The organism is Streptomyces sp. CBMA156 (assembly GCF_014596515.1).
Taxonomy (GTDB): Bacteria; Actinomycetota; Actinomycetes; order Streptomycetales; family Streptomycetaceae; genus Kitasatospora.
The window spans coordinates 1-21,836 of sequence record NZ_MSJQ01000084.1; the positions used below are offsets into that span (position 1 = coordinate 1).

16 protein-coding genes are annotated in these 21,836 nt (G+C 73.2%); 9 read left to right on the plus strand and 7 right to left on the minus strand.

Features of this window, described 5'->3' with window-relative positions:
- From BU198_RS06970 to BU198_RS06980, 3 genes are all read right to left on the minus strand, one after another.
- The coding region (locus tag BU198_RS06970) for a M48 family metalloprotease (RefSeq protein ID WP_188295975.1) at nucleotides 1–666 on the minus strand (666 nt) is incomplete at its 3' end.
- Nucleotides 663–1,082 carry a BlaI/MecI/CopY family transcriptional regulator gene (locus BU198_RS06975; RefSeq protein WP_188295976.1) on the minus strand — a complete coding sequence of 140 codons (420 nt, stop codon included), beginning with the start codon at nucleotides 1,080–1,082 and terminating at the stop codon, nucleotides 663–665. The genes BU198_RS06970 and BU198_RS06975, both read right to left, overlap by 4 nt.
- A 157-nt stretch (nucleotides 1,083–1,239) precedes the next feature.
- A complete protein-coding gene (locus BU198_RS06980) occupies nucleotides 1,240–1,977 on the minus strand; it encodes a FadR/GntR family transcriptional regulator (protein ID WP_188295977.1) in 738 nt (245 codons plus the stop codon).
- 55 nt (nucleotides 1,978–2,032) lie between these two features.
- Here BU198_RS06980 and BU198_RS06985 point away from each other — a divergent pair, with 55 nt between their 5' ends.
- The 5 genes from BU198_RS06985 to BU198_RS07005 all read left to right on the plus strand — a co-directional run bounded on the left by BU198_RS06985 (nucleotide 2,033) and on the right by BU198_RS07005 (nucleotide 7,636).
- Complete coding sequence (locus tag BU198_RS06985; RefSeq protein ID WP_188295978.1) at nucleotides 2,033–2,809, plus strand: gamma-glutamyl-gamma-aminobutyrate hydrolase family protein; 777 nt, start codon at nucleotides 2,033–2,035, stop codon at nucleotides 2,807–2,809.
- 134 nt (nucleotides 2,810–2,943) lie between these two features.
- Nucleotides 2,944–4,278, plus strand: coding sequence for an amino acid permease (locus BU198_RS06990; protein WP_188295979.1), 1,335 nt, complete (start codon nucleotides 2,944–2,946; stop codon nucleotides 4,276–4,278).
- Between the two features lie 261 nt (nucleotides 4,279–4,539).
- The gene (locus tag BU198_RS06995) at nucleotides 4,540–5,553 is read left to right on the plus strand and encodes a metallophosphoesterase family protein (protein WP_188295980.1); all 1,014 of its coding nucleotides are present in this window, start codon (nucleotides 4,540–4,542) and stop codon (nucleotides 5,551–5,553) included.
- Nucleotides 5,554–6,187: 634 nt separating this feature from the next.
- The gene (locus BU198_RS43735; protein WP_188295981.1) at nucleotides 6,188–6,595 is read left to right on the plus strand and encodes a sigma factor-like helix-turn-helix DNA-binding protein; all 408 of its coding nucleotides are present in this window, start codon (nucleotides 6,188–6,190) and stop codon (nucleotides 6,593–6,595) included.
- A gap of 228 nt (nucleotides 6,596–6,823) precedes the next feature.
- Nucleotides 6,824–7,636 (plus strand): SAM-dependent methyltransferase, encoded by an 813-nt coding sequence (locus tag BU198_RS07005; protein WP_317620002.1) that lies wholly within the window; start codon nucleotides 6,824–6,826, stop codon nucleotides 7,634–7,636.
- A gap of 30 nt (nucleotides 7,637–7,666) precedes the next feature.
- Here BU198_RS07005 and BU198_RS07010 read toward each other — a convergent pair whose 3' ends face one another.
- Nucleotides 7,667–8,521, minus strand: a complete 855-nt coding sequence (locus BU198_RS07010; protein WP_188295983.1) for a helix-turn-helix domain-containing protein — start codon at nucleotides 8,519–8,521, stop codon at nucleotides 7,667–7,669.
- A 187-nt stretch (nucleotides 8,522–8,708) separates the two neighbouring features.
- The gene (locus tag BU198_RS07015) at nucleotides 8,709–8,945 is read right to left on the minus strand and encodes a DUF397 domain-containing protein (RefSeq protein ID WP_188295984.1); all 237 of its coding nucleotides are present in this window, start codon (nucleotides 8,943–8,945) and stop codon (nucleotides 8,709–8,711) included.
- Between the two features lie 399 nt (nucleotides 8,946–9,344).
- On the opposite strand from BU198_RS07015, the gene BU198_RS07020 reads away from it, so the two are divergent.
- The 3 genes from BU198_RS07020 (at nucleotide 9,345) to BU198_RS07030 (ending at nucleotide 19,099) form a co-directional block, all read left to right on the plus strand.
- Nucleotides 9,345–10,835 (plus strand): SDR family oxidoreductase, encoded by a 1,491-nt coding sequence (locus BU198_RS07020; protein ID WP_188295985.1) that lies wholly within the window; start codon nucleotides 9,345–9,347, stop codon nucleotides 10,833–10,835.
- A gap of 342 nt (nucleotides 10,836–11,177) precedes the next feature.
- A complete protein-coding gene (locus tag BU198_RS43740; RefSeq protein WP_188295986.1) occupies nucleotides 11,178–17,261 on the plus strand; it encodes a type I polyketide synthase in 6,084 nt (2,027 codons plus the stop codon).
- 293 nt (nucleotides 17,262–17,554) lie between these two features.
- A complete protein-coding gene (locus BU198_RS07030; RefSeq protein WP_188295987.1) occupies nucleotides 17,555–19,099 on the plus strand; it encodes an FMN-binding glutamate synthase family protein in 1,545 nt (514 codons plus the stop codon).
- A gap of 94 nt (nucleotides 19,100–19,193) precedes the next feature.
- Here the strand turns inward: BU198_RS07030 and BU198_RS07035 are convergent, their stop codons facing one another.
- Together BU198_RS07035 and BU198_RS07040 are read right to left on the minus strand one after the other, a co-directional pair.
- Nucleotides 19,194–19,892, minus strand: coding sequence for a hypothetical protein (locus BU198_RS07035; RefSeq protein WP_317620003.1), 699 nt, complete (start codon nucleotides 19,890–19,892; stop codon nucleotides 19,194–19,196).
- Nucleotides 19,889–20,452: an RNA polymerase sigma factor gene (locus BU198_RS07040; RefSeq protein ID WP_188295988.1), complete on the minus strand. Its 564-nt coding sequence runs from the start codon at nucleotides 20,450–20,452 to the stop codon at nucleotides 19,889–19,891. The genes BU198_RS07035 and BU198_RS07040 overlap by 4 nt, the downstream gene beginning before the upstream one ends.
- A gap of 389 nt (nucleotides 20,453–20,841) precedes the next feature.
- Here BU198_RS07040 and BU198_RS07045 point away from each other — a divergent pair, with 389 nt between their 5' ends.
- Nucleotides 20,842–21,675, plus strand: coding sequence for an SAM-dependent methyltransferase (locus tag BU198_RS07045; protein WP_188295989.1), 834 nt, complete (start codon nucleotides 20,842–20,844; stop codon nucleotides 21,673–21,675).
- The last annotated feature ends 161 nt before the right edge of the window (nucleotides 21,676–21,836 follow it).

The following is a 21,836-nucleotide window of genomic DNA, read 5'->3' on the forward strand; positions in this document are numbered from 1 at the left end:
CCTCCGGTCTCCCACCGCCGCTGCGGCGGCCTCGTCCGCCCACCGCTCCAGGTGGAACTCCAGCGCGGGCCCGAGCCGCGCGAGCGCCGGATGCGCCGCGGCGGCCAGGCCGACGACGGCCGAGAACACGTGGTGACGCCCGCGGAGATGGGCCCGTTCATGGGCGAGCAGCACCGCGCGCTCCGACGGTCCGAGGACCCTGAGCATGCCCTCCGACACCACGACGCGGCCCGCGCGCCCGCGGTGGCGCGGAAGGGCGAAGGCCTCCGCCTCCTCGCCGGGCACGACGAGCACGTCGCCCTCGGCCGTTCCCTCCCCGGTCAGCGTCCACGCCCGGGACAGCAGCGCACGGTGCCGGCGGGCGGCCAGCACCAGCCGGACCGCCTGCACGGCGAGCAGGGCCCCGGCGGCGCAGGACACCGGCAACACCGCCGGCCAGTCCGCCGTCACCTGGGCGAGCCGCAGATGCTCCAGCGCCGCCAGGAACGGCACATGGAAGAGCCCGACCAGTGCCGCGACCGTGCCGCCCGCGAGCAGCACCGCCGCTCCGGCGAGCGTCAGGGAGGCCTCGCGGGGCGGAAGCAGCCCGGCCAGCCGGCCAGCCGCCGGCGCCGCTCCCCAGGGCAGCACCACGGCGAGGGCGACGATCACCAGGAACAGCGTCACGCCTCGGCCTCCAGCGCGGCCGCACCCTCGGCCGGAGCCGGTTCGGCCGCCGCCTCGATCAGGAGACGCCGCAGGACGTCCCCGTCGTCCGTGGACAACGCGGACACGAACCGCTTCAGCACCAGGTCCCGCTCCGGCTCCTTCTCCAGTTCCCGGCGCATCCGCCCGGCCGCCAGGCCGGCGGCGTCCGAGACCGGCGCGTAGGCGAAGGAACGCCCCGGCCGGGTGCGCTCCAGGGTCCCCTTCTCGTGCAGGCGGGCGAGGATCGTCGTCACCGTCGTCCGGGCCAGGCCCTGGTGCAGCGCACCCTTGACCTGCTGGGCCGTCATCGGCTCGCCGGCCGCCCACAACACCGCCAGCACGTCCGCGACCAGCTCGCCGTGCGGACGCCTGGCCTCCTGGCCGTCCCTCGCCATCTCTCTCCCTGTCCCGACGCACTCGACCGGCACACCCCGGCGCCGACGGTCGTCGGAGACGGGGGCCGCCCGTGCCGGTGTGGCGAGAAGGGGTACGGCCTGTGTGACTTAGGTGTGCCTCAGCTAACTCTACGGGGGCGGTCGTCGACGGCCGTCGTCAGGCGGGCCGGTGCGGCTGCTGGACGAAGGGGAGGCACAGGTCGGCGGTGGCCTCGGCGTGGATCGTGAACTGCCCGCGGGCCCGTGCCGGGTCGCGGGCCTCGATCGCCGAGGCGAGGGCGCGGTGGCGCTGGTCTGGGGTGCTGCGGGACCCGGTCCCGCCGGGGTGGTTGGCGAGCAGCCTGGTCAGCTCGTGCTGGATCCCCTGCTCGGCCTCCAGCAGCCGCCTGGAGCCGGAGAGTTCGGCGATGTGCAGGTGGAGTCCGGCGTCCGCCGTGCGGTAGGCCTCCGGGTCGGCGACCGCCGCGTCGGCGGCGGACTCGAGTTCGCGCATCCTGGCCAGCCCGGCTTCGGAGGCCCGGAGGGCGGCCCGGGCGGAGGCCTCTCCGGACACCGCGATCCGCCAGGCCGTCAGCTCTTCGATGTCGGCCAGCGTGTACGGGTGGAGGGCGGTCAGTTCGCCGATGCGGGTGAGGATGTCGGGCACGACGTAGGTGCCGGCCCCGTGGCCGCGCCGGGTCTCGATCAGGCCGTCCTCCCGCAGCACCGCCATCGAGTGGCGGACGGTCATCACCGCGACCCCGAACAGCTCGGCCAGGGTCTTCTCCGGCGGCAGGCGGTCACCCCCGACGAGGATCCGCGCGCCGATCAGTTCGCCGAGCCGGCGGGCGATGGCCTCCGCGGCCCCCGCCGAACGCACCGGCTCGATGTGTCGAGTCCACCCCTTGCCATCCATGAAACCTATCTTCTAGATTTCGGATCTCATTGGCAAGCCGTTCACAGGAGAACCCATGACCCTCACCGACCACCCGGCACCCCTGATCGGGATACCCGTACGCCTCAGCGACGGTGACGCCCCGGGCGCCGACGAGCGCATCGGTGAGGCGAACCGCATCTTCGAGGAGATCGTCTCCCTGGTCAGGGCCGCCGGCGCCGAGCCCGTCCTGCTCCAGCCGCACTCCGAGGACAGCCCGCTGGACGAGCGGCTCGCCGGCTGCGCGGGCTTCGTGGTGCCCGGCGGCGGGGACGTCGACCCGGCCATGTACGGTGCCGATTCCGCCCACCCGGCGCTGTACGACGTCAACCCCGCACAGGACCTGCTGGACGCCGCCGTGGTCCGGCACGCCCTGGAGCACCGGCGGCCGATGCTCGGGATCTGCCGCGGCATGCAGCTGCTCAACATCGTCCGCGGCGGGACCCTCCACGTCGACATGGCGCCGACCGCCGTCACGCACAACCCGGAGCCCGGGATCGAGTGGGCCGTCCACGAGGTCGCGCTGTCGGCCGGCAGCGCGCTGGCCGGGGCGTTCGGGCGCGACCGGATCGCGGTGGCGTCCGGTCACCACCAGGCGGTGGACCGGGTGGGCGACGGACTGCGGGTGTCGGCCCGCGCCGACGACGGGTGCGTGGAAGCCGTCGAGCTGTCCGACGGCCCGCGGGCGGCCTGGACCGTCGGCGTCCAGTGGCACCCGGAGGCGCTGGTACCGGACTCCGAGCTGCGGCTGCCGCTGTTCCGCGCGCTGCTGACCCAGGTGGACGCCCAGCAGAGAATGGCGCTGGAGTCGTGAGCGACCCGAGGGGAGGTACGGGCGCCGGAACGCTGAGCGACGGTGTCGGCGGTGCTTCCGGCAGCGGTGGCAGCGCTGACAGCGGTGGAGCCGGCGGCGGCCCGCAGCTGTCGCGGAGCCTGCTCAGCCGTCACATGACCATGATCAGCATCGGCGGTGCGGTCGGCGCCGGGCTCTTCGTCGGCTCGGGGGTGAGCATCCAGCAGGCGGGCCCGGGCGTCCTGATCGCCTACGCCCTCACGGCCGCCATCGTCGTGGTCGTCATGCGGATGCTCGCCGAGATGTCCGTGACCCGCCCCGACACCGGCGCCTTCGCGGTGTACGGCCGGCTGGCGTTCGGCCGCTGGGCCGGGTTCGCCAGCGGCTGGATCTACTGGGTCGGCTGGCCGCTGGGCATGTGCATCGAATCCATCGCGGCCGGGCAGATCGTGCACGGCTGGCTCCCGGCCCTCCCGGTCTGGCTGGTCGCCCTGCTGATGCTCGGCACGGTGACCGCCGTCAACCTCGGCTCCGTACGCGCCTACGGCGAGATGGAGTTCTGGGTGGTGTGGGTCAAGGTCGCGGTGGTCGCCCTGTTCATCGGCGTCGGCCTCGTCGCCGTCGCCGGCCTGCTGCCGGGCACGCCCGCGCCGGGCACCGGGAACCTGCTGGGCCAGGGCGGCTTCCTCCCGATGGGCCTCAGCGGAGTCGTGATCGCCACCTCCGGCGCGATGTTCTCCTTCTCAGGTACCGAGATCGTGACCATCGCCGCCGGCGAGGCCGAGGACGCCGCCGCCGCGATCCGCAAGAGCACCCGCACCATCATGTGGCGGGTCACCGTGTTCTACCTCGGCTCGCTGTCCGTGGTCGTCCTGCTCCTGCCCTGGAACAGCGCGGCCGTCGGCGAGAGCCCGTTCGCCGCCACGCTCGACCACCTCGGCGTGCCCGGCGCGTCCACCGTGCTGAACGTCGTGCTGTTCGCCGCGATGCTCTCCACGATGAACTCCCAGGTGTACGCCAGCTCCCGGATGCTGTTCGCGCTGGCCAGGGACCGTGACGCGCCGTCCGTCTTCGCCCGGATCTCCCGGCGCGGGGCGCCGCACACGGCGATCCTGTTCACCTCCGCGCTCGCGGCGCTCTGCCTGCTCCTCCAGGTCGTCCACCCGACGGGCGCCTTCAGCCGGCTCGTCAACATCACCGGCGACACCGTGTACGTCACCTGGATCGGCATCGCCGCGGCACACCTGGTGCTCGGCCGTCGGGACCGCGCCGACGGGCGCCGGCCCCTTCCCGGTACCGGCGTCTGGCTGTTCCCCGGGCTCACCTGGGCGGCGCTGCTCGCGCTCCTCGGGCTGTACGCGGTGATGATCGTCCTCCAGGACTCGCGCGCCGACGCCCTGCTGGCGCTGGGGCTCACCGTGGCCGTGTCCCTCACGGGCCTGTGGCTGCAGCGGAGGCGGCCGTCGTCCGATTCCTCGAAACGCTCATGAGCGGACCACCACGCACCGTCCCCGCCGTCAGGGGACCGGTGGGCAGGGCGCGGAGCCGTCGGCTCCGCGCCCTGTGGGCGTCCGGCCGGCACCTCGTGGCGGGTACGGCACGGTGACCGGGCATCAGGACCGCTCGGCCTCGACAACGTGACAGTGCCCGTTCACCTGGCCGCCCACTTGATCGCATAGTGATAACGGGTCTGGTCCGAAGCGCGGAGTCGAACTGCCCCGATCCCGCGCGACAGCCGAAAGGAAAGACCCATGGAACGCAGATCGCTGCTCGGCGCGACCGCTGGTGCCCTGGTGCTCGGAGGTCTCGCCCAGGGGACCGCCGAGGCGGCACCCGCCGACGGCGGTGGTGGGCTGGTGACCACGTTCAACGTCATCAGTGACATCCAGGGCGACCTCGGCGACTTCGCCCAGGCGCTCAGGGACATCAAGGCCGCCAACCCGCAGTCCTCGGGCCTGGCCGTGGCGGGGGACATCACGCCGCGCGGCTACGACTTCGAGTACGCCGACGTGCAGAAGGTGCTGGACCAGGGGCCGAAGCCCCGCGAGGTGGCCTGGGCCATCGGCAACCACGAGTTCTACGTGCCCAAGTGGGCCGACCCGAACACGCTCGCCCAGAGCACCTGGCCCAACGGCACCACCGAGGAATCCCTCTTCCGCAGCTTCTACCGGTTCGCCAGGCGGTCCGCGATCTACGCGGAGACGACCTTCGGCGGCATCCCGGTCCTGACCCTCGGCACCGAGCGCTACATGAAGTACCACGACAGCTCCCTGTGGGACGAGGTGTGGATCAGCGAGGCGCAGTTCAAGTGGCTGGAGGACCGCCTCCAGTACTGGGCGCGCCGCCGGAAGCCGGTCATGGTGATCACCCACCACCCGCTGCCCAACACCGTCTCCGGTACCCGCAGCAAGATCTACATGAGCGACTACCTCCAGCCGGACCGCCTCCTCGGCCTCCTCGGGCGCTACCGCGACGTGTTCCTGTTCAGCGGCCACACCCACTGGGACCTGACCCTCTCGGACTGGTACGTCCGCCGCGTCGTGCCGGGCACCGCCAACCTGGACGGCTTCTCGGTGATCAACACCGGTGCCGTGCAGACCGGTTTCGCCGACAACGGCCAGGGCGGCGAGGTCACCGTCCCCGGGCACTTCAACCAGGGGCTCCAGGTGGACGTGCACCGCGACCGGGTCGTCATCAGGGCACGTGACTTCGCGACAGGCACCTGGATGAAGCAGATATCCGTGCCGCTGTCCACGCGGATCTGACCCCGCGGATCCGACCCCGCGGAGCGGTCGGCGCCCTGGCATTCGCGCCGCCCGCCCCCGGCCGTTTCCGGCGGCGCCCCGTAGGGGGACGGTGCGTCGGGCCGGCGGGATGGGGAACGCGTGAGTCCGGAATTTCATTCTTGAAGAGAATATGACCGGAACGCTGCGATGTCTGCCGACTCCGGAGCGGATCGGGTGCCCCCGGGTTCGAATCGCCCCGCGCGGCCAATTGGAAATTGCGCGGTTGGGCCTCAACTGCCGTACGGGCTGGAATCGCCGGTAGGTTGATGTTCATGCCGGTCGACCGGCGAGGTCCCGGGCATGGTCGCCCCACCGTGCCCGGGGCCGAACACGGCTGACCGAGAACGAAGAGACAAGGCATGTTCGACCTATTCCGCGGCGTGCGGCGGCGCATTCCGTCGCACCCGGATTCCGCTCAAGCTACCAGTGAATTCCCGCCGGACCGGGCCCTGCGCTCGTTCGGGGTAATCGATGCCGCCGCATGTTTGAGTGGCGTTTTCGCCGCCCCGCGCATGGCCCGGGTGGCGCTGCCCCGGTGCGCCGGGGCGGCCGGGTTCCGGGGCCGACGGGTGTGGGGGGTCTGACGGTGCGTTCACCGGGATCCGGAGCCCGCGTGCGGAGTCCGCGGGCGCGCAGCGGCTTCGAGGGTTTCGTCCAGCTGTACGGGTCGCCGTACGGGAGGTACGCGCGGGCGCGGCTGGACGGCGCCGGGCCCGCCGCGGAGGCGGTGGCATGGACCTTCGGCCACGTCGAGGCCGAGTGGGACGCGGTGCTGTGCTGCCCCGAGCCGACCGCGGTGTGCTGGTCCTTCCTGCGGGATGCCGTGTCGCGACGCACCGCCCCCGGCCGGCGGACGGGGGACCGGCTGCACACCATGCTGCCCGCGGCCGCCGCCGACGCGGTTCTCCTGCGCTACCGGCTGGGCTTCGACCCGTCGGAGGCGGCCCGGTTGATGGGGGTCACCGAAGGCGTCGTGGAAGTGGAGCTGCGCGCCGCACTTCGCATGCTTGCGCGCACATGACACTCACTTCCGACCCGGCGTCCATCGGTTGAGGGGGAGCCGCGGCACCCTCCGGCGCGGGGAGGTGGCGTGCGACCTGCGCGGATCCGGCGCCCGTTCGCCACGGCGCGCCACCGGACGCCTCGACCCCTGATGCGAAGGCGTGGTGAATCCGCCCGCCCGTGCCTACGATGGGGCCCCAACTCCCCGGGGAACACCCCGGGTTGATCCGGCCACGGAAGGGGCGCCGTGGGTACTGAGGGTGGGCATGGGCATGCCATTGACACCTCCATCCCGAGCGCAGCACGTATGTACGACTGGTTACTCGGCGGCGAACTCAACTTCGAAGCCGATCGGAAGGCCTGCGAGGACCTTCTGGAGATCGCTCCGAGCAGCCGCGAACTGGCCCTGAACAACCGGTGGTTCCTGGAACGCGTGGTGCGGTTCCTGGCACGCGAACGCGGTATCACCCAGTTCGTCGACCACGGGTCCGGCCTGCCGACCAGGCCCAATGTGCACCAGGTCGCGCAGGAGGTCCACCAGGGCGCCCGGGTCGCCTACATAGACATCGACCCGATCGTGATCGCGCACGGCCGCACCTCGCTGGAGGTGAACAGCGGCACCCGGTTCATCGAGGCGAGCATGACCGACACCGGGCGGATCGTCGAGCAGGCCTCGAAGGGCGGGTTCATCGACTTCGGCCGGCCCGTGGCCGCGCTGTACGTGTCGGTGATCCACTGCCTGAAGGACCGCGAGGAGCCCGCGGCGATGATCCGGCGGATGCGGGAACACCTCGCCCCCGGCAGCTACCTGGTGATCTGCCAGCTCGTGAGTGACGAGGAGCGGGTCCGGCGCGAGGTCACCGAGCTGATGGACCAGGGTACGGACGGCCACTGGGGACGGGTGCGCGAGAAGCACGACGTCCGCCGGTACTTCGACGGGCTGTCCGTCCTCGCGCCGTACCTGGGGGACGTCACCCACTGGCGGCCGGACTCCGATCTGCGCCGACCGCAGAAGAGCCTGGAGTGGGTCGAGTTCGGCGGGGTCGCGCGCATCCGCTGAGCAGCGGATCTCCTGAGGAGGGGAGGCCCGTCAGCGGGCGAACCGCTGCCGGGCCTCCTTCAGCAGCTCCAGGCTCTGCTCGCGGCCGGCGGTCTCTCCGAGGAGCATCGTCAGGGTGGTGCTGTGCCGTTCGAATGACGGCGCGTCCTTCTCCTCCGGCTCGGCGCCCTTGACGAAGTACTTGCCGGTGTCGCCGACCTCCAGGTAGATCACGGAGGGCAGGCCCGTGGCCTCCCGGCCGAACTCCAGGCGCGTCATGGAGCACACGCCGGTGAGGACCTGCTCGCCGTCCAGCGGGAGGACGCGGATCTGGATCAGGGGGTTCTCCGCGACCTCGATCAGCCGGTCCAGCTGCTCGACCATGGTCTCCCGGCTGCCGATGCGGCGGCGCAGCATGCTCTCGTCGAGGACGAAGATGCACTCCGGCAGGTTGGCGAAGAGCTTCGCCTGCCGGTAGAGGCGCAGCTCCACCCTCTCCTCGATCTCGCCGGCGTCGAGCGGCGGCTGGCTGGAGGCCATCACGGCCCGCATGTAGCCCTCGGTCTGGAGCAGTCCGGAGATGAGGTCGGCCTCGAACGTCCACAGCCGTTCGGCCGCGGGCTCCAGTCCGACCAGCTGGCCCATGAAGGGAGGTACGACGAGGCCCGCCCGCTGCCACTCCGGCGGCTGCTGGGCCTGCCTGGTGAGCAGTATGAGCCACGCCTTCTCCGTGGGGCGCAGGCCGTAGAGGTCGGCGAGGAGCTCCACGTCCCGTTGCTGCGGCAGGGCGAGCCCGCGTTCGAGCTTGGACAGCTTCGAGGCCGACATGTTGCCGCCGGTCGCGACGACGCCCTGCTTCACTCCCAGGTTCAGCCGTGCGGAGCGCAGCGTGGCGCTGACGACCACGGCCGCGACCGTGGGATTCCTCCCCGGATCTGCGTCCGGCCGGCCGGTCGGGACATATCCCTTGAATGCCTCGGATGCGTCAAAAGCGGACACGCGGGCCCCAGTGATGAGAAAGACCAGATAGTAAACGGTCTCATCGTCTCACAATCGAGGCCCGCGTGTTCGCGACTTTATTCCTGTCGGAATACTAGCCGGTAATCAGCCGGTCGAATTCCCCGGCCTTGGCGCCCGACAGGTAGGCCGCCCACTCCGCCGGAGTGAACAGCAGTGCGGGACCTTCCGGGTCGCGCGAGTTGCGGACCGCCACATTCCCCTCCCATGTGGCGGCGACCTCCACGCACTGGCCGTTCGGCGAGCTCGCGCTGCTCTTGATCCAGACCGCGTCGATCGAACCGGCCGGCATCCCGTTCCAGTGGTTCGCCATGGCGATCATCCCCTCTCGTGTTCGACTTCCTGGAGTCCGGAAAAATATGACCGGACACCTGGTGGTGCTGGTGGCCGCCCCGAGAAATTTCCTCAGGAAATTTCCTGGGGCTCAGGAATGAATCGTAGCCTTCGATATTCGAACGCCGATCCCGCCAAATGGGTGATGGAAATACTGTGCTGATATCACTGCATGGGTTCGGTGATATGTGCGAGACCGGTGAACCCGCCCCGCCGCTCACCCGCGGGCCGGGGGCCGGGGGCTGGGGGCCGGGGCTGGGGGCCGGCGCACCCGCCGGTCCGCTCCGGATGCCGGCTCCGAAGGTCCTGCGCGATGCTGGTGGCGTCGTTTCGGTACCGGCGGAAGCCCGCGAGCACGGCTTCCGGAGGAGGAGTCGGCATGGATCCGCAGCAGCCCGGCCCGCTGCGCTGCCTGGTGACCGGTGCGACCGGCTACATCGGCGGCCGCCTGGTGCCCGAACTGCTCGCCCGCGGGCACGCCGTGCGCTGCCTGGTACGGGACCCAGGGCGACTGCGCGACCAGCCCTGGCGGGCCCGGGTGGAGACCGCCACCGGTGACGTCACCCGCCCCGCCACCCTCAGCGGGGCCTTCGACGACGTCGACGTCGCCTACTACCTCGTCCACTCGCTCGGCACCGGGCCCTCGTTCGAGGCGACCGACCGCGAAGCCGCCCGCGCCTTCGCGGCCGCCGCTGCGGCCGCGGGCGTCACCCGGATCGTCTACCTCGGCGGCCTCGTCCCCGACCACGCGGCCGCGGAGCTGTCCCCGCACCTGCGCTCCCGCGCCGAGGTCGGCCGCATCCTCCGGGCCGGCGGCGTCCCCACGGCCGAACTGCGCGCCGCGGTGATCATCGGGTCCGGCAGCGCCTCCTTCGAGATGCTGCGCCACCTCACCGAACGCCTGCCCGCGATGGTCACCCCGCGCTGGGTGTCCAACCGGATCCAGCCGATCGCCGTCCGGGACGTCCTGCGCTACCTGGTCGGCGCGGCCCACCTGCCGCCCGGGCTGAACCGGGCCTTCGACATCGGCGGCCCCGACGTCCTCACCTACGAGCAGATGATGCGGCGCTACGCCCGGATCGCCGGACTGCGCCGGCGCCTCATCGTCCCCGTCCCGGTCCTCACGCCCCGCCTCTCCAGTCTCTGGGTCGGCCTGGTGACCCCGGTGCCCGGCTCCATCGCCCGACCGCTCGTCGAGTCCCTGCGCCACGAAGTGGTCTGCGGCGAGCACGACATCGCCCGCTGGGTGCCCGACCCGCCGGCCGGACTCACCGGCTTCGACCAGGCCGTCACGCTCGCCCTGCGCCGGATCAAGGACGCCGACGTCGCCACCCGCTGGTCCTCCGCCTCGCTGCCCGGTGTCCCCAGCGACCCGCTGCCCACCGACCCCGACTGGGCCGGCGGCAGCCTCTACCAGGACGTCCGGGAACGCACCGTGACCGCGTCACCCGCCGACGTCTGGAGGGTGATCGAAGGCATCGGCGGGGACAACGGCTGGTACTCCTTCCCGCTCGCCTGGGCCCTGCGGGGCCGGCTCGACCGGTTGGTCGGCGGCGTCGGACTGCGCCGGGGCCGCCGCGACCCGGCCCGGCTGCGGGTCGGGGACTCCCTCGATTTCTGGCGGGTCGAGGAGATCGAACCCGGCAGGCTGCTCCGCCTGCGGGCCGAGATGCGTCTGCCCGGGCTGGCCTGGCTCGAACTCTCCGTCACGCCGGACGGCGGCCACGGGGCGTGCTACCGGCAGCGGGCGCTGTTCCACCCGCACGGTCTGGCCGGACACGCCTACTGGTGGGCCGTCGCGCCGTTCCACACCGTGGTGTTCGGCGGCATGGCCCGCAACATCACCGAAAGCGCCCTCCGGATCCGTTGAACGGGAGCGCGCCGGCGCCGGATCCGTACCTCGGCCCCGTGCCCCGGACCGGCCACCCGGGCCGTCGAGGGAGGGCCCCGGCGGCACCCGGGCCGGTGGCCGGCCGGCCGCTCTGTACAGTGGATGGTGATGGTGCGTCAGTGCTCCGTCGTGTCAACGGTGCGTGCGGTGCGGCCGGTTGCGTCCGGACGGGCGCGGCGACCGGCGACCGAGCCGACCCCGAGCGACTGTCGCGGGAGGCCTTCCGTGCCGTTCCCGGCGGGAGGAGTCCGCGGCCGGCCGTGAGCAGGACCCCCGATCCCGACCTCGGCCAGCCGCCGTGACCGACCGCAGAGGTGCAAGGTGCATGAACTGATCCTCCGTCACGCAGCGGACCGCGGGGACAGGACCGCCTTCGCCGACGCCGACGGCGCGGTGACCTACGGCGAACTCGCCCGCCGCACCGCCGGGGTGGCCGGCAACCTCCGCGTCGAGCGCGGCAGCCGGGTGGCGCTGTACCTGGCCGGCGGGGTGCCCGCCGTCACGGCCACCCTCGGCGTCAGCCGCGCGGCCGCGGTCGGCGTCCCGCTCGACCCGCGGAGCGCCGACGAGGACCTCGGGTTCCGGCTGGAGGACAGCGGCGCCGGAGCGGTGGTCACCGACCGCGAACACCTGGCGCAGGTCCGGCGGGTGGCCGGGGCCGGTGTGGTGACCGTGACCGTGGACGAGCTGCTCGCGTCGACCGGTGCGCGGCCCCGTGACGACCTGGAACCGGACGAGCCCGCCTGGCTCCACTACACCTCGGGGACCAGCGGGGACCCGAAGGGCGTGCTGTCGACGCCGGAGGCCTGGCTCCGGTCGGCCGATCACGCCTACCGGGGGCTGCTGGGCATGTCCGGCGACGACCACCTGCTGTGGCCGCTGCCGCTGTTCCACGCGTTCGGGCACTCGATGTGCCTGGTGGGCGTGCTGTCCCTGGGCGCGAGCGCCTACGTGATGGACCGTTTCTCCGCGGACCGGGCCGCCGAACTGCTCCGCCGGACACCGTTCACGGCCCTGGGCGGCGTGCCGACGATCTTCGCCCAGCTGCTGGACGCCGGTGCTCCGCTGCCGCAGCGGTGCCTGTCCGCCGGGGCCCCGCTGCCGGAGGAGCTGCGGGACCGGTTCCGCCGCCGGTTCGGCCGCGAGCTGCACGACGGCTACGGCAGCACCGAGACGTCCGGGAAGGTCGCCGTCGACGGCGTCGTCCTGCCCGGCATCGACACCCGGTTCGTGGACGGCGAGATCCAGCTGAGGATGCCCGGCGCCGACCGGTGGCAGGCCACCGGGGACCTCGGCCACGAGGAGAACGGCCGTCTGGTGGTGACCGGGCGGGCCGGCGAAATGATCATCCGGGGCGGGGAGAACATCCACCCGGCCGAGATCGAGCAGGTGCTGGCCCGCTGCCCGGGCGTCGAGGACGCGGTCGTGGCGGGCGAGCCCGACGCGGTGCTCGGTGAGGTGCCGGTCGCCTACGTCGTGGGCGACGTGGAGCCGGAGGCGCTGCTGGCCTTCTGCCGCCGCCTGCTGCCACCGCACCGGGTGCCGGAGGAGATCCGCCCGGTCAGCCGGATTCCGCAGACGTCCTCGGGCAAACCGGCCCGGCGACGGCTCCGGTTCCAGTACGTGCTCGACGCGGTCCGGCGGGAGACCGCGGGGATCACGGGCCGGCCGCCCGGGACGGACCAGCCGTTCGCCGAAGCCGGCCTGGACTCGCTCGGCACCGTGCGCCTGCGGGACCGGCTGGGCGCGGCGCTGGGCGTCGCACTGCCGCCGTCCCTGGTGTTCGACCACCCCACGCCCCGCGCCGTGGCCGACCACCTCACCGGCGCCGCCGCGAGCCCGCCGCCCGCCCGCAGGGCCACCGAACCGGTCGCGATCGTGGGCATGGCGTGCCGCTACCCCGGGGGAATCACCTCCCCCGAGGACCTCTGGCGGGTGCTCGCCGCCGGCCAGGACACGATCACCGGATTCCCCACCGACCGGGGCTGGCCGGTGGACGAGCTGTACCACCCGGACCCGGACCACGTCGGCACCAGCTACGTCACGCGCGGGGGCTTCCTCACCGACGCGGCCGACTTCGACGCCCCGTTCTTCCGCATGTCGCCGCGCGAGGCCCTGGCCACCGACCCGCAGCAGCGGCTGCTGCTGGAGACGGCCTGGGAGGCGGTCGAGCGGGCGGGCGTCGCGCCCGAATCCCTGCGGGGCAGCAACACCGGGGTGTTCGTCGGCCTGATGTACAACGACTACGCCAGTCGCTTCCGGGGCACCGCCCACCCCCTCCAGTCCCAGATCGCCCTGGGCGCCGCCGGAAGCGTGGCCTCGGGGCGGATCGCCTACGGCCTGGGCCTGCACGGGCCGGCGCTCACCCTGGACACCGCCTGTTCCTCGTCGCTGGTCTCCCTGCACCTCGCGGCGGACTCCCTGCGGGCCGGCCAGTGCGACCTGGCCCTGGCGGGCGGCGCGACGGTCATGGCCACGCCGGACAGCTTCGTGGTGTTCAGCCGGCAGCGCGGCCTGGCCCCGGACGGCCGGGTGAAGCCGTTCTCCGCCGCCGCCGACGGCACCGTCTGGTCGGAGGGGGTGGGAGTGCTGGTCCTCGAACGGGTGTCCGACGCGCTGCGCAACGGCCACCCGGTCCTGGCCCTGCTGCGCGGCTCCGCGGTCAACCAGGACGGGGCGTCGAACGGCCTCACGGCGCCCAGCGGCCCCGCCCAGGCGGCGGTGATCCAGCAGGCCCTGGCCGATGCCGGGCTGACCGGCGCCGACGTCGACGTGGTCGAGGCCCACGGAACGGGCACCGCCCTGGGCGACCCGATCGAGGCGGCCGCGCTGCTCGCCACGTACGGCCAGGACCGGCCGGCTCCGGTCCTGGTCGGCACCGTCAAGTCCAACCTCGGGCACACCCAGGCGGCCGCCGGGGTCGCGGGCGTGATCAAGAGCGTGATGGCGATGCGGCACCGCACCGTGCCCGCCACGCTCCACCTCGACGAGCCCAGCCCGCACGTCGACTGGTCCGCCGGCGCGGTCCGGCTGGTCACCGAGCCGACGCCCTGGCCGGCGCGGGACCGTCCGCGCCGCGCCGGAGTGTCGGCCTTCGGGATCTCGGGGACCAACGCGCACGTGATCGTCGAGGAGTACGAGCAGCTCCGGGTGGCGTTCCTGTTCCCGGGGCCGGGGCCGGGGCCGGGGCCGGGCGCGGAGCAGCGCGGGATGGGACGGGACCTGGCCGCCGGGCACCCGGTGTTCGCCGCGGCGTTCGACCAGGCCTGCGCCCTGCTGGATCCCGGGCTGCGCGAGGCGATCGACACCGACCGGGTGCACCGGCCGGACATCGCCCGGGCGGCCCTGTTCGCCTACCAGGTGGCGCTGTTCCGCCTGCTGGAGTCCTGGGGGTACCGCCCGGACGCGCTGATCGGGCAGGCCACCGGGCGGATCGCGGCCGCCCACCTGGCGGGCGTACTGTCCCTGCCCGACGCGGCGGGCCTGATCACCGCCCGCGGCCCGGCGGAGTTCGCGGAGGCGGCACGGAGCCTGACGTACCACCCGCCGCTCATCCCGGTCGTCGGGGCCCGCCAGGACGGTGCGGACCACTGGGTGCGGTACCTGGAGGAGACGGCGGGCCTCGCCGAGCAGGCGGCCCTGGTCGACGGTGCCGCCCTGGTCGAACTGGGTCCTGGCGACACGCTCGCCGGACACGTCGAGGGCGTCATCCCCGCCGCCGACCCCGAGCGGGCGGCGGCCCGGCTGCGCGGCACCCATGCCTTCCGGCACCGGCGCTACTGGCTCGACCGCACCGTCGAGCACCCGCTGGTCGAGTCGACCACGGTGGTGCCCGGCTCCGGCGAGGTGGTGTGCGTCGCCGACCTCACCCCGGTGTGGCTGCGCGACCACGTCGTCGACGGAACGGCGATCGTGCCGGCCACGGCGATCCTGGAGCTGGTCCTGTACGCGGGGGAGCGGGCCGGCTGCGACACCGTCGACGAACTGGTCCTGCACACGGCGATGCGCCTGCCGGAGACGCGGCGCGTCGAGATCGTGGTACGCCCGGAGTCCGACGGCGTGCGGCCCTTCGAGGTGCACGCGAACGGGGTCCGCTGCGCCGAGGGCCGGCTGGACTCCCGCCCCGCGCCGCAGGTGGACCTCGGCGCGTGGCCCCCGCCGGACGCCGAGGAACTGGAGGTCGAACACGCCGACTACGGACCGGCGTTCCGCGGGCTGTACCGGATGTGGCGCCGCGGCGACGAGCTCTTCGGCGAGGTGCGCGGGGAGTTCCCGGACGCGGGGCGGTTCGCGCTGCACCCGGCCCTGTTCGACGCGGCCCTGCACCCGGCGCGGCTGCTCGGCGAGGGAGTGCCGTTCGCCCTGCGCGGAGTGCGCCTGCTGACGCGGGGCGCCACGGGTCTGCGGGTCCGCATCCGCGACGGGCGGATCGACGTGGCCGACCAGACGGGCCGGCCGGTGGCGTGCGTCGAATCCCTCACCGTGCGGGCGACCGGGACGGGCCGGGGCACGCTGTTCCGCCCGGAGTGGCGGCGGACTCCGGGCCGGCCGCCCGGCCGGGTCCACGAGGTGCTGCCGGGCGACGCGCCGGCCGCCCTGGCGCTCGCGCTGCGGGAGCTGCAGGCCGGTCACGAGCACCTCACCGTGCTGGTCCGGCCGGGAGACCTGGCCGGGGCGGCGGTGGCCGGGCTGGTCCGGGTCGCGCAGACCGAGCACCCGGGCCGGTTCACCCTGGCCGAACTCGGCGACGGGCAGGCCAGGACCGACGGGCAGGCCCAGAACGATGGACAGGTCCAGACCGACGGGCAGGTCTGGACGGTTTCCGAGCGCGCGGATCTGGTCCCGGTGCCGGGAGGCGCCTTCACCTGGCGCGGGACCGTCCTGATCACCGGCGGCGGCGCGCTGGGCCGGGCCGTCGCCGACCACCTGCGGGCCAAGGGGGTGCGCGTGGTGGTCGCCAGCCGCGGCGGTGAGACCCGGCTGGACGTCACCGACCGGGAGGCACTGGCTGCGCTGGTCGACTCGATCGAGGACCTGCGGGCCGTCGTGCACACCGCCGGGGTGCTCGACGACGGAGTCCTGGCGTCGATGACCCCGGCCCGGATGGGGACGGTCTGGCGCCCCAAGGCCGAAGCCGCCCGGCACCTGCACGAGCTGACCGCGCACCGGGACCTGGACGCCTTCGTGCTGTTCTCCTCGGCGTCCGGCGTGCTCGGCCACGGCGGACAGGCCAACTACGCGGCGGCCAACTGCTACCTGGACGAACTCGCCCGGCACCGGCACCGACTGGGGCTGCCCGCGCTGTCCCTGGCCTGGGGTCCGTGGACGGTCGGGATGATGGCCGGCCGGAGCACCCCGCCCGACCTGGTGCCCCTCACACCCGCGGAGGGCGTGGCACTCCTGGAGGCCGCGCTGGGCACCGACGAGCCGGTCCTGGTGCCGATCGCGCTCGGCGGCCCGCCCCGGCCGGCGACGCGGAGCAGGCCGGAACCGACGCCGCGGGCGGGCCTGCTGGAGACGGTGTGCGCCGAAGTCGCCGCCGTCCTCAGCTACCCGGACGTGCATCCGGACACCCCGATGCCCGACCTCGGCTTCGACTCGCTGACCTCGATCGAGCTGCGCAACCGGCTGGAGGAACGGCTGGGCCTGCGCCTGCCCGCCACGGCGGTGTTCGACGCCCCCACGCCCAGGGCGCTCGCCGAGCAGCTGCGCCCGGCACCGCTCCCGGGGAGCCTCGCGTTCCTGTACCGCAGGCTGTGCGAGCTGGGCCGGCCCCGGGAGGCCATGCACCTGCTCGTCTCCGCGTCGTGGGCGCTGCCGTCGTCGGCGGCGCTCCCGTCCGTCGCCCCGCAGCGGCTCAGCACCGGCGAGGGGCCGGCCGTCGTCTGCTTCCCCGCCTTCACCTCACCGCCCGGGGAGTACGGTCTGCTCGCCCGGCAGCTGCCGGGCCTGTGGGTGCTTCCGCACCCTGGCTACGACGGCGGCCCCGTCCCTGAGGACGTGGAGGCCCTCGTCCGGGCCCACGCCGCCTCGATCGAGCGGCTCGGCCGGCCGGTGGTGCTGCTGGGCCGCTCCACCGGCGGCCTGGTCGCGCAGGCCGTCGCCGAACGGGTCGGCGCGGAGGCGGTGGTGCTGGTGGACACCTACCCGGTCCGGGACGAGGAGTGGCTCACCGAGCTGGCGGTCCGCGGCGCGACCAGGCTCGACGAGCCCGGCCTCGCGGCGTTGGGCGCGTACGCGCGGATCTTCCTGGACTGGCAGGGGGCGACGACCGTACCGACCCTGCACCTGCGAGCGGGCGACGTGCCGGGTGACCACTACTCGGTCCTCGACGAGCACGTGGTCACGACGGCGGAGGCGATCCGGGTGTGGCTCTCCCGGACGGTGCCGCCCGCGGCGGGGTGACGGCAGGGGTGGGTTGACGGCAGGGGTGGATTGACGGCCGTGGCGGGGTGCCGGCCGGGGTGAGGCCCTGGTCGCGGGTGTGCGGCCGGCGGCCGGCCCCGAACCGTGGGGCCGTTCCGGTCCCCTGACGACAAGCCTGTCGACGTGGGCTTCTATCATCATTTCGCATTGTTCGACGGATATCGGTGCCCGCCTGCTCGTCTGCCGGTGCCCGCCCGTCCGCCGTCCGGTGCCCCACACGACACGACGGCTCCCTCGCCTGCGAGGGAGCCGTGCACCGAGGAGGAACGCCCATGCAAGCCCGGAAGATCGGCGCGGCCGCCGCCACCGCGGTGGCACTGCTGGCTGCCCGCGACCTCGCCCAGAAGAGGCACGCGCTGCTCCGGAACTTCCCGGTGGTCGGGCACGCCCGGTACCTGCTGGAGAGGATCGGGCCGGAGCTGCGGCAGTACATCGTGACCTCCAACGAGGAGGAGCGCCCGTTCAGCCGTGACCAGCGCACCTGGATCTACGCGTCGGCGAAGGAGGAGAACAACTACTTCGGGTTCGGGACCGAACTCGACGTCGAGCACGTCCAGGGGCACGCCTACCTGAAGCAGCGCACCTTCGCCGGCACCCTGCCGGACCTGCACGACCCGCAGGCCCCGCTGCCCTCGGCCAAGGTGCTGGGCGGGCCGCGCGGGCGGGCCAGGGCCTTCCGGCCGGCGAGCGTGGTGAACGTCTCGGCGATGAGCTTCGGATCGCTCTCCGGCGCGGCCGTCACGGCGCTCAACAAGGGCGCGGCGCTGGCGGGCACGATGCACAACACGGGCGAGGGCGGCCTCTCGCCCTACCACCGCAACGGCGGTGACCTCGTCCTCCAGCTCGGCACCGCGTACTTCGGCTGCCGCAACGAGGACGGCAGCTTCAACCTCGACAAGCTCAAGGACGTCGTCGCCGGCGCTCCGGTCAAGGCGATAGAGATCAAGCTCTCCCAGGGCGCCAAGCCGGGGCTGGGCGGCATGCTGCCGGGCGCGAAGGTGACGCCGGAGATCGCCGGGATCCGCGGCATCCCGGTGGGCGAGGACTGCGCCTCCCCGTCGCGGCACAGCGCGTTCGGTGACGTCGACTCGATGCTCGACTTCGTCGAGCTGCTCGCCACCGAGACCGGTCTGCCGGTCGGGGTCAAGAGCGCGGTGGGGGAGACGGGCTTCTGGCAGGAGCTGGCCACGCTGATGGCGCGCGGTGACCGCGGGGTCGACTTCGTGACCGTCGACGGCGGCGAGGGCGGCACCGGCGCGGCGCCGCGGATGTTCGCCGACTCGGTGTCGCTGCCGTTCCGGATGGGCTTCTCCCGGGTCTACGGCACCTTCGCCGAGCAGGGGCTGACGGACGACCTGACCTTCATCGGTTCCGGCAAGCTCGGCCTGCCGGAGAACGCCGCCGTCGCCTTCGCCCTGGGCGTTGACATGATCAACGTGGCCCGCGAGGCGATGCTGTCGATCGGCTGCATCCAGGCGCAGAAGTGCCACACCGACAAGTGCCCCACCGGCATCGCCACCCAGAACCCGTGGCTGGCCCGCGGGATCGACCCGGCTTCGAAGGCCGACCGGGCCGCCGCCTACCTGCGCACCCTGCGCAAGGAGCTGCTGAAGGTCTCGTCGGCCGTCGGCGTGGCCCACCCGGCGCTCATCACGCCCGACGACATCGAGATCCTGAACGGCGACTACGAGGCCCGCACCCTGGCCGGTGTCTACGGCTACAAGGAGGGCTGGGGCGAACTCGGCCCGCACCTCGCCGAGGAGATCACGGCCCTCCTCACCGGCGGGCCGGCCTCCGCCGGGAAGCCGGCCGTCTGACGCGCCGCCCTCCGCGGGCCGGCCGTCCGGCCCGCGGAGCTGCCGGTCGCGCGGTGACCCGCCGTACGCCTCGCCGCTCCGGCCGGGCCCGGTCTCAGACGGGCCGGGCGTGGCCGGAGGCGTGGGCGAGGTCGTCCGCGAGGGTGGGGGAGGGCTGGGGGATCTCGCCGTGGTCCTCGTCGTCGGAGTGGACGGGCAGCTGGTGGACGACGGCGGCCACGCGCGCGGGCAGGCGCAGGGTCAGCCCTTCGTGGCACGCGGCGAGGGTGTCGGCCCACACGGCGGCCGGGAGGGTCCGGCCCGGCCAGGGCGCGGCCGGCGCGGCCGGGTCGAGGGGCTCGGCGGCGAGCTGGTCGGCCTGGTTGCGCCAGTAGTCGGAGTCGCGGAACTCGCCGCGGCTGGCGTGCAGGAAGGACAGGCAGCTGGCGGCGGTCGTGCTGCCGCCGCCGGCGGCGAACTGCAGCCAGAACTGGCAGCCGTCGTCGTGTCCGGTCAGGTGGAGCAGTGCGGCCAGGACGAGCGCGCCACCGGGGTGGATGCGCTGCCGGTTGTTGGTGAGGGCCTTCAGGGAGTCGGCGGCCTCGGGCTGGGCGATGATCAGGGTCGCGGCGAGGTCGAGTTCGTGGCGGGCCTGGAGGTGTTCGGCGCCCAGGGGGGCGCGGGCGCGGACGAGGCGGCGCAGGTCCGGGACGGACACGCCGGCGGGCAGCCTGACCGGCTGGTCGGGTTCGTCGTCGTACCCGTGGTGCCGGTCCCATGGGGCGGCTGCCCGGCGGTCGTGTCCCCGTGTCACTGCATGTCCCCCGTGGCGGTGTCGGCGCCGAGGAACCGGCGGAGCTTGGCCAGGCCCTGGCTGGTGGTGGTGCGGGCGTTGGACTCGGTGATGCCGAGGTAGACGGCGATCATCCGGTAGTCGATGTCCAGCATGTAGCGAAGGACGATCATGTCGTACTGGCGCTCGGGCAGGCGCAGGATCGCCGCGTAGAGCTCCTCGTAGCCATTGTCGAGGTTCTCCAGGCTGATGCGGGCCTGAACCTGGGCGCGCCGGATGGCGACGATCCAGTCCGCGACGACCGCCCTGGGCGGGGCCTGGCCGCTGCTCAGCTCCCGGTCGGCGATGCACCTCTTCGCGATCATCCAGGCGTGGGCCTCGATGTCGGGCTGGCTGAGGACGCAGACCCAGTTCCGCCGCAGCTCCCGGCGGATGCTGCGGACCGCCTGGTCGACGAGTTCCTGGTCGTGCAGCCGTGCCCGGGCCAGTCCGCGCCAGGTCGCTTCGTGGCTGTCGCAGAACGGCCGGTAGGACAACCGGTGAGTGGGTTGGACCGCGGCCCACTCGTCGTCACTGGTCAAGGGTCCTCCTCGTCGGCCCCGTGGGCGACGCTCGGCCGGCCCGGGGGGCGGGCGCGGGTGGAGTGCGAGGGAGAACGGGCGTCCTCCATACGGACATCCAATCGTTCGGGGAAGCCCGATGTGAAGGCGATCACAAAAAGGCTTATACGACCTGACATATGACTATTGATCAGGTGATGATCAGTCACGTCAGACCGAAAATGTCCACATGGGCTCCAGATTTGACGCATCGCGTTGAGCTGGGCAGGTCCCCGCGCTCTTGATTGTCCGCGACGGACTGTGGGCATAGTGAACCGTGGCCCGCGCCAGGGTTCGCAACACCGCGCCAGGGGGTTCGTGGTGCGCGCCGACCTGCGGGCATGACGACACGCCGACGCAGGGGGAAACGCATGGCAGCAGAGCAGCACGACGACGACACCGTCACTCCGTCGGGCGCCGAGGTCAACCTCGCCATCCACCGGCCGCACTCAGCGCGGATCTACGACTACTTCCTCGACGGCACGACCAACTTCCCCGCCGACCGGGAGGCCGCCGGGCACGCCCTCGCCGTCTTCCCGCAGGCACCGGCCGCGGCCCGCGCCAACCGGGCGTTCATGCACCGCGCGACCCGCGCGCTCGCCCAGAGCGGCGTCACCCAGTTCCTCGACATCGGCACCGGCATCCCGACCTCGCCCAACCTCCACGAGATCGCCCAGCGCGTCGAACCGCGGGCCAGGGTCGTCTACGCCGACAACGACCCCATCGTCCTCACCCACGCCCAGGCCCTCCTGCACAGCAGCCCCGAAGGGCGCACCGCCTACGTCCAGGCCGACGTCCGCGACCCCGACGCCCTGCTGGACGCGGTCCGCGCCACCGGCGTGCTCGACTTCACCCGGCCGATAGCCCTGAGCCTCGTCGCCCTGCTCCACTTCGTCCCCGAGGGCGCGCACCGGATCGCCGAGACCCTCAAGAGCGCGCTGCCGACCCGCGGCTCCGCCCTGGTGATCAGCCACCTCACCCCCGACTACGCCCCCGAGGACGCGGCCCGCATCGAACGGGCCTACCGCGACAACGGCAACCCGGTCCGCGCCCGCGCCCACGACGAGTTCGCCCGGTTCTTCACCGGCTGGGACCTCCTCGACCCCGGCATCACCTCCACCCCCCGCTGGCGCCCCGAGCCGGACGCCAAGCCGGTCAGCGACATCGAGGCGTCCTGCCTGGGTGCCGTGGCCATCCGTCCCTGACCGGGCCGCCCGTCCGTGGCCGTGCCGTCCGTCACCGGGCAGGCCGTCCGTGACCGGGCCTTGACGCCAGTCTGGCAGGCCGCCACCGCCGATGTGAAAGGCCGCCGCGACGAGTTCGCGCCGGCCGATCCGGCCCGCCGGCGGGCGCGAGGGGGACCGGC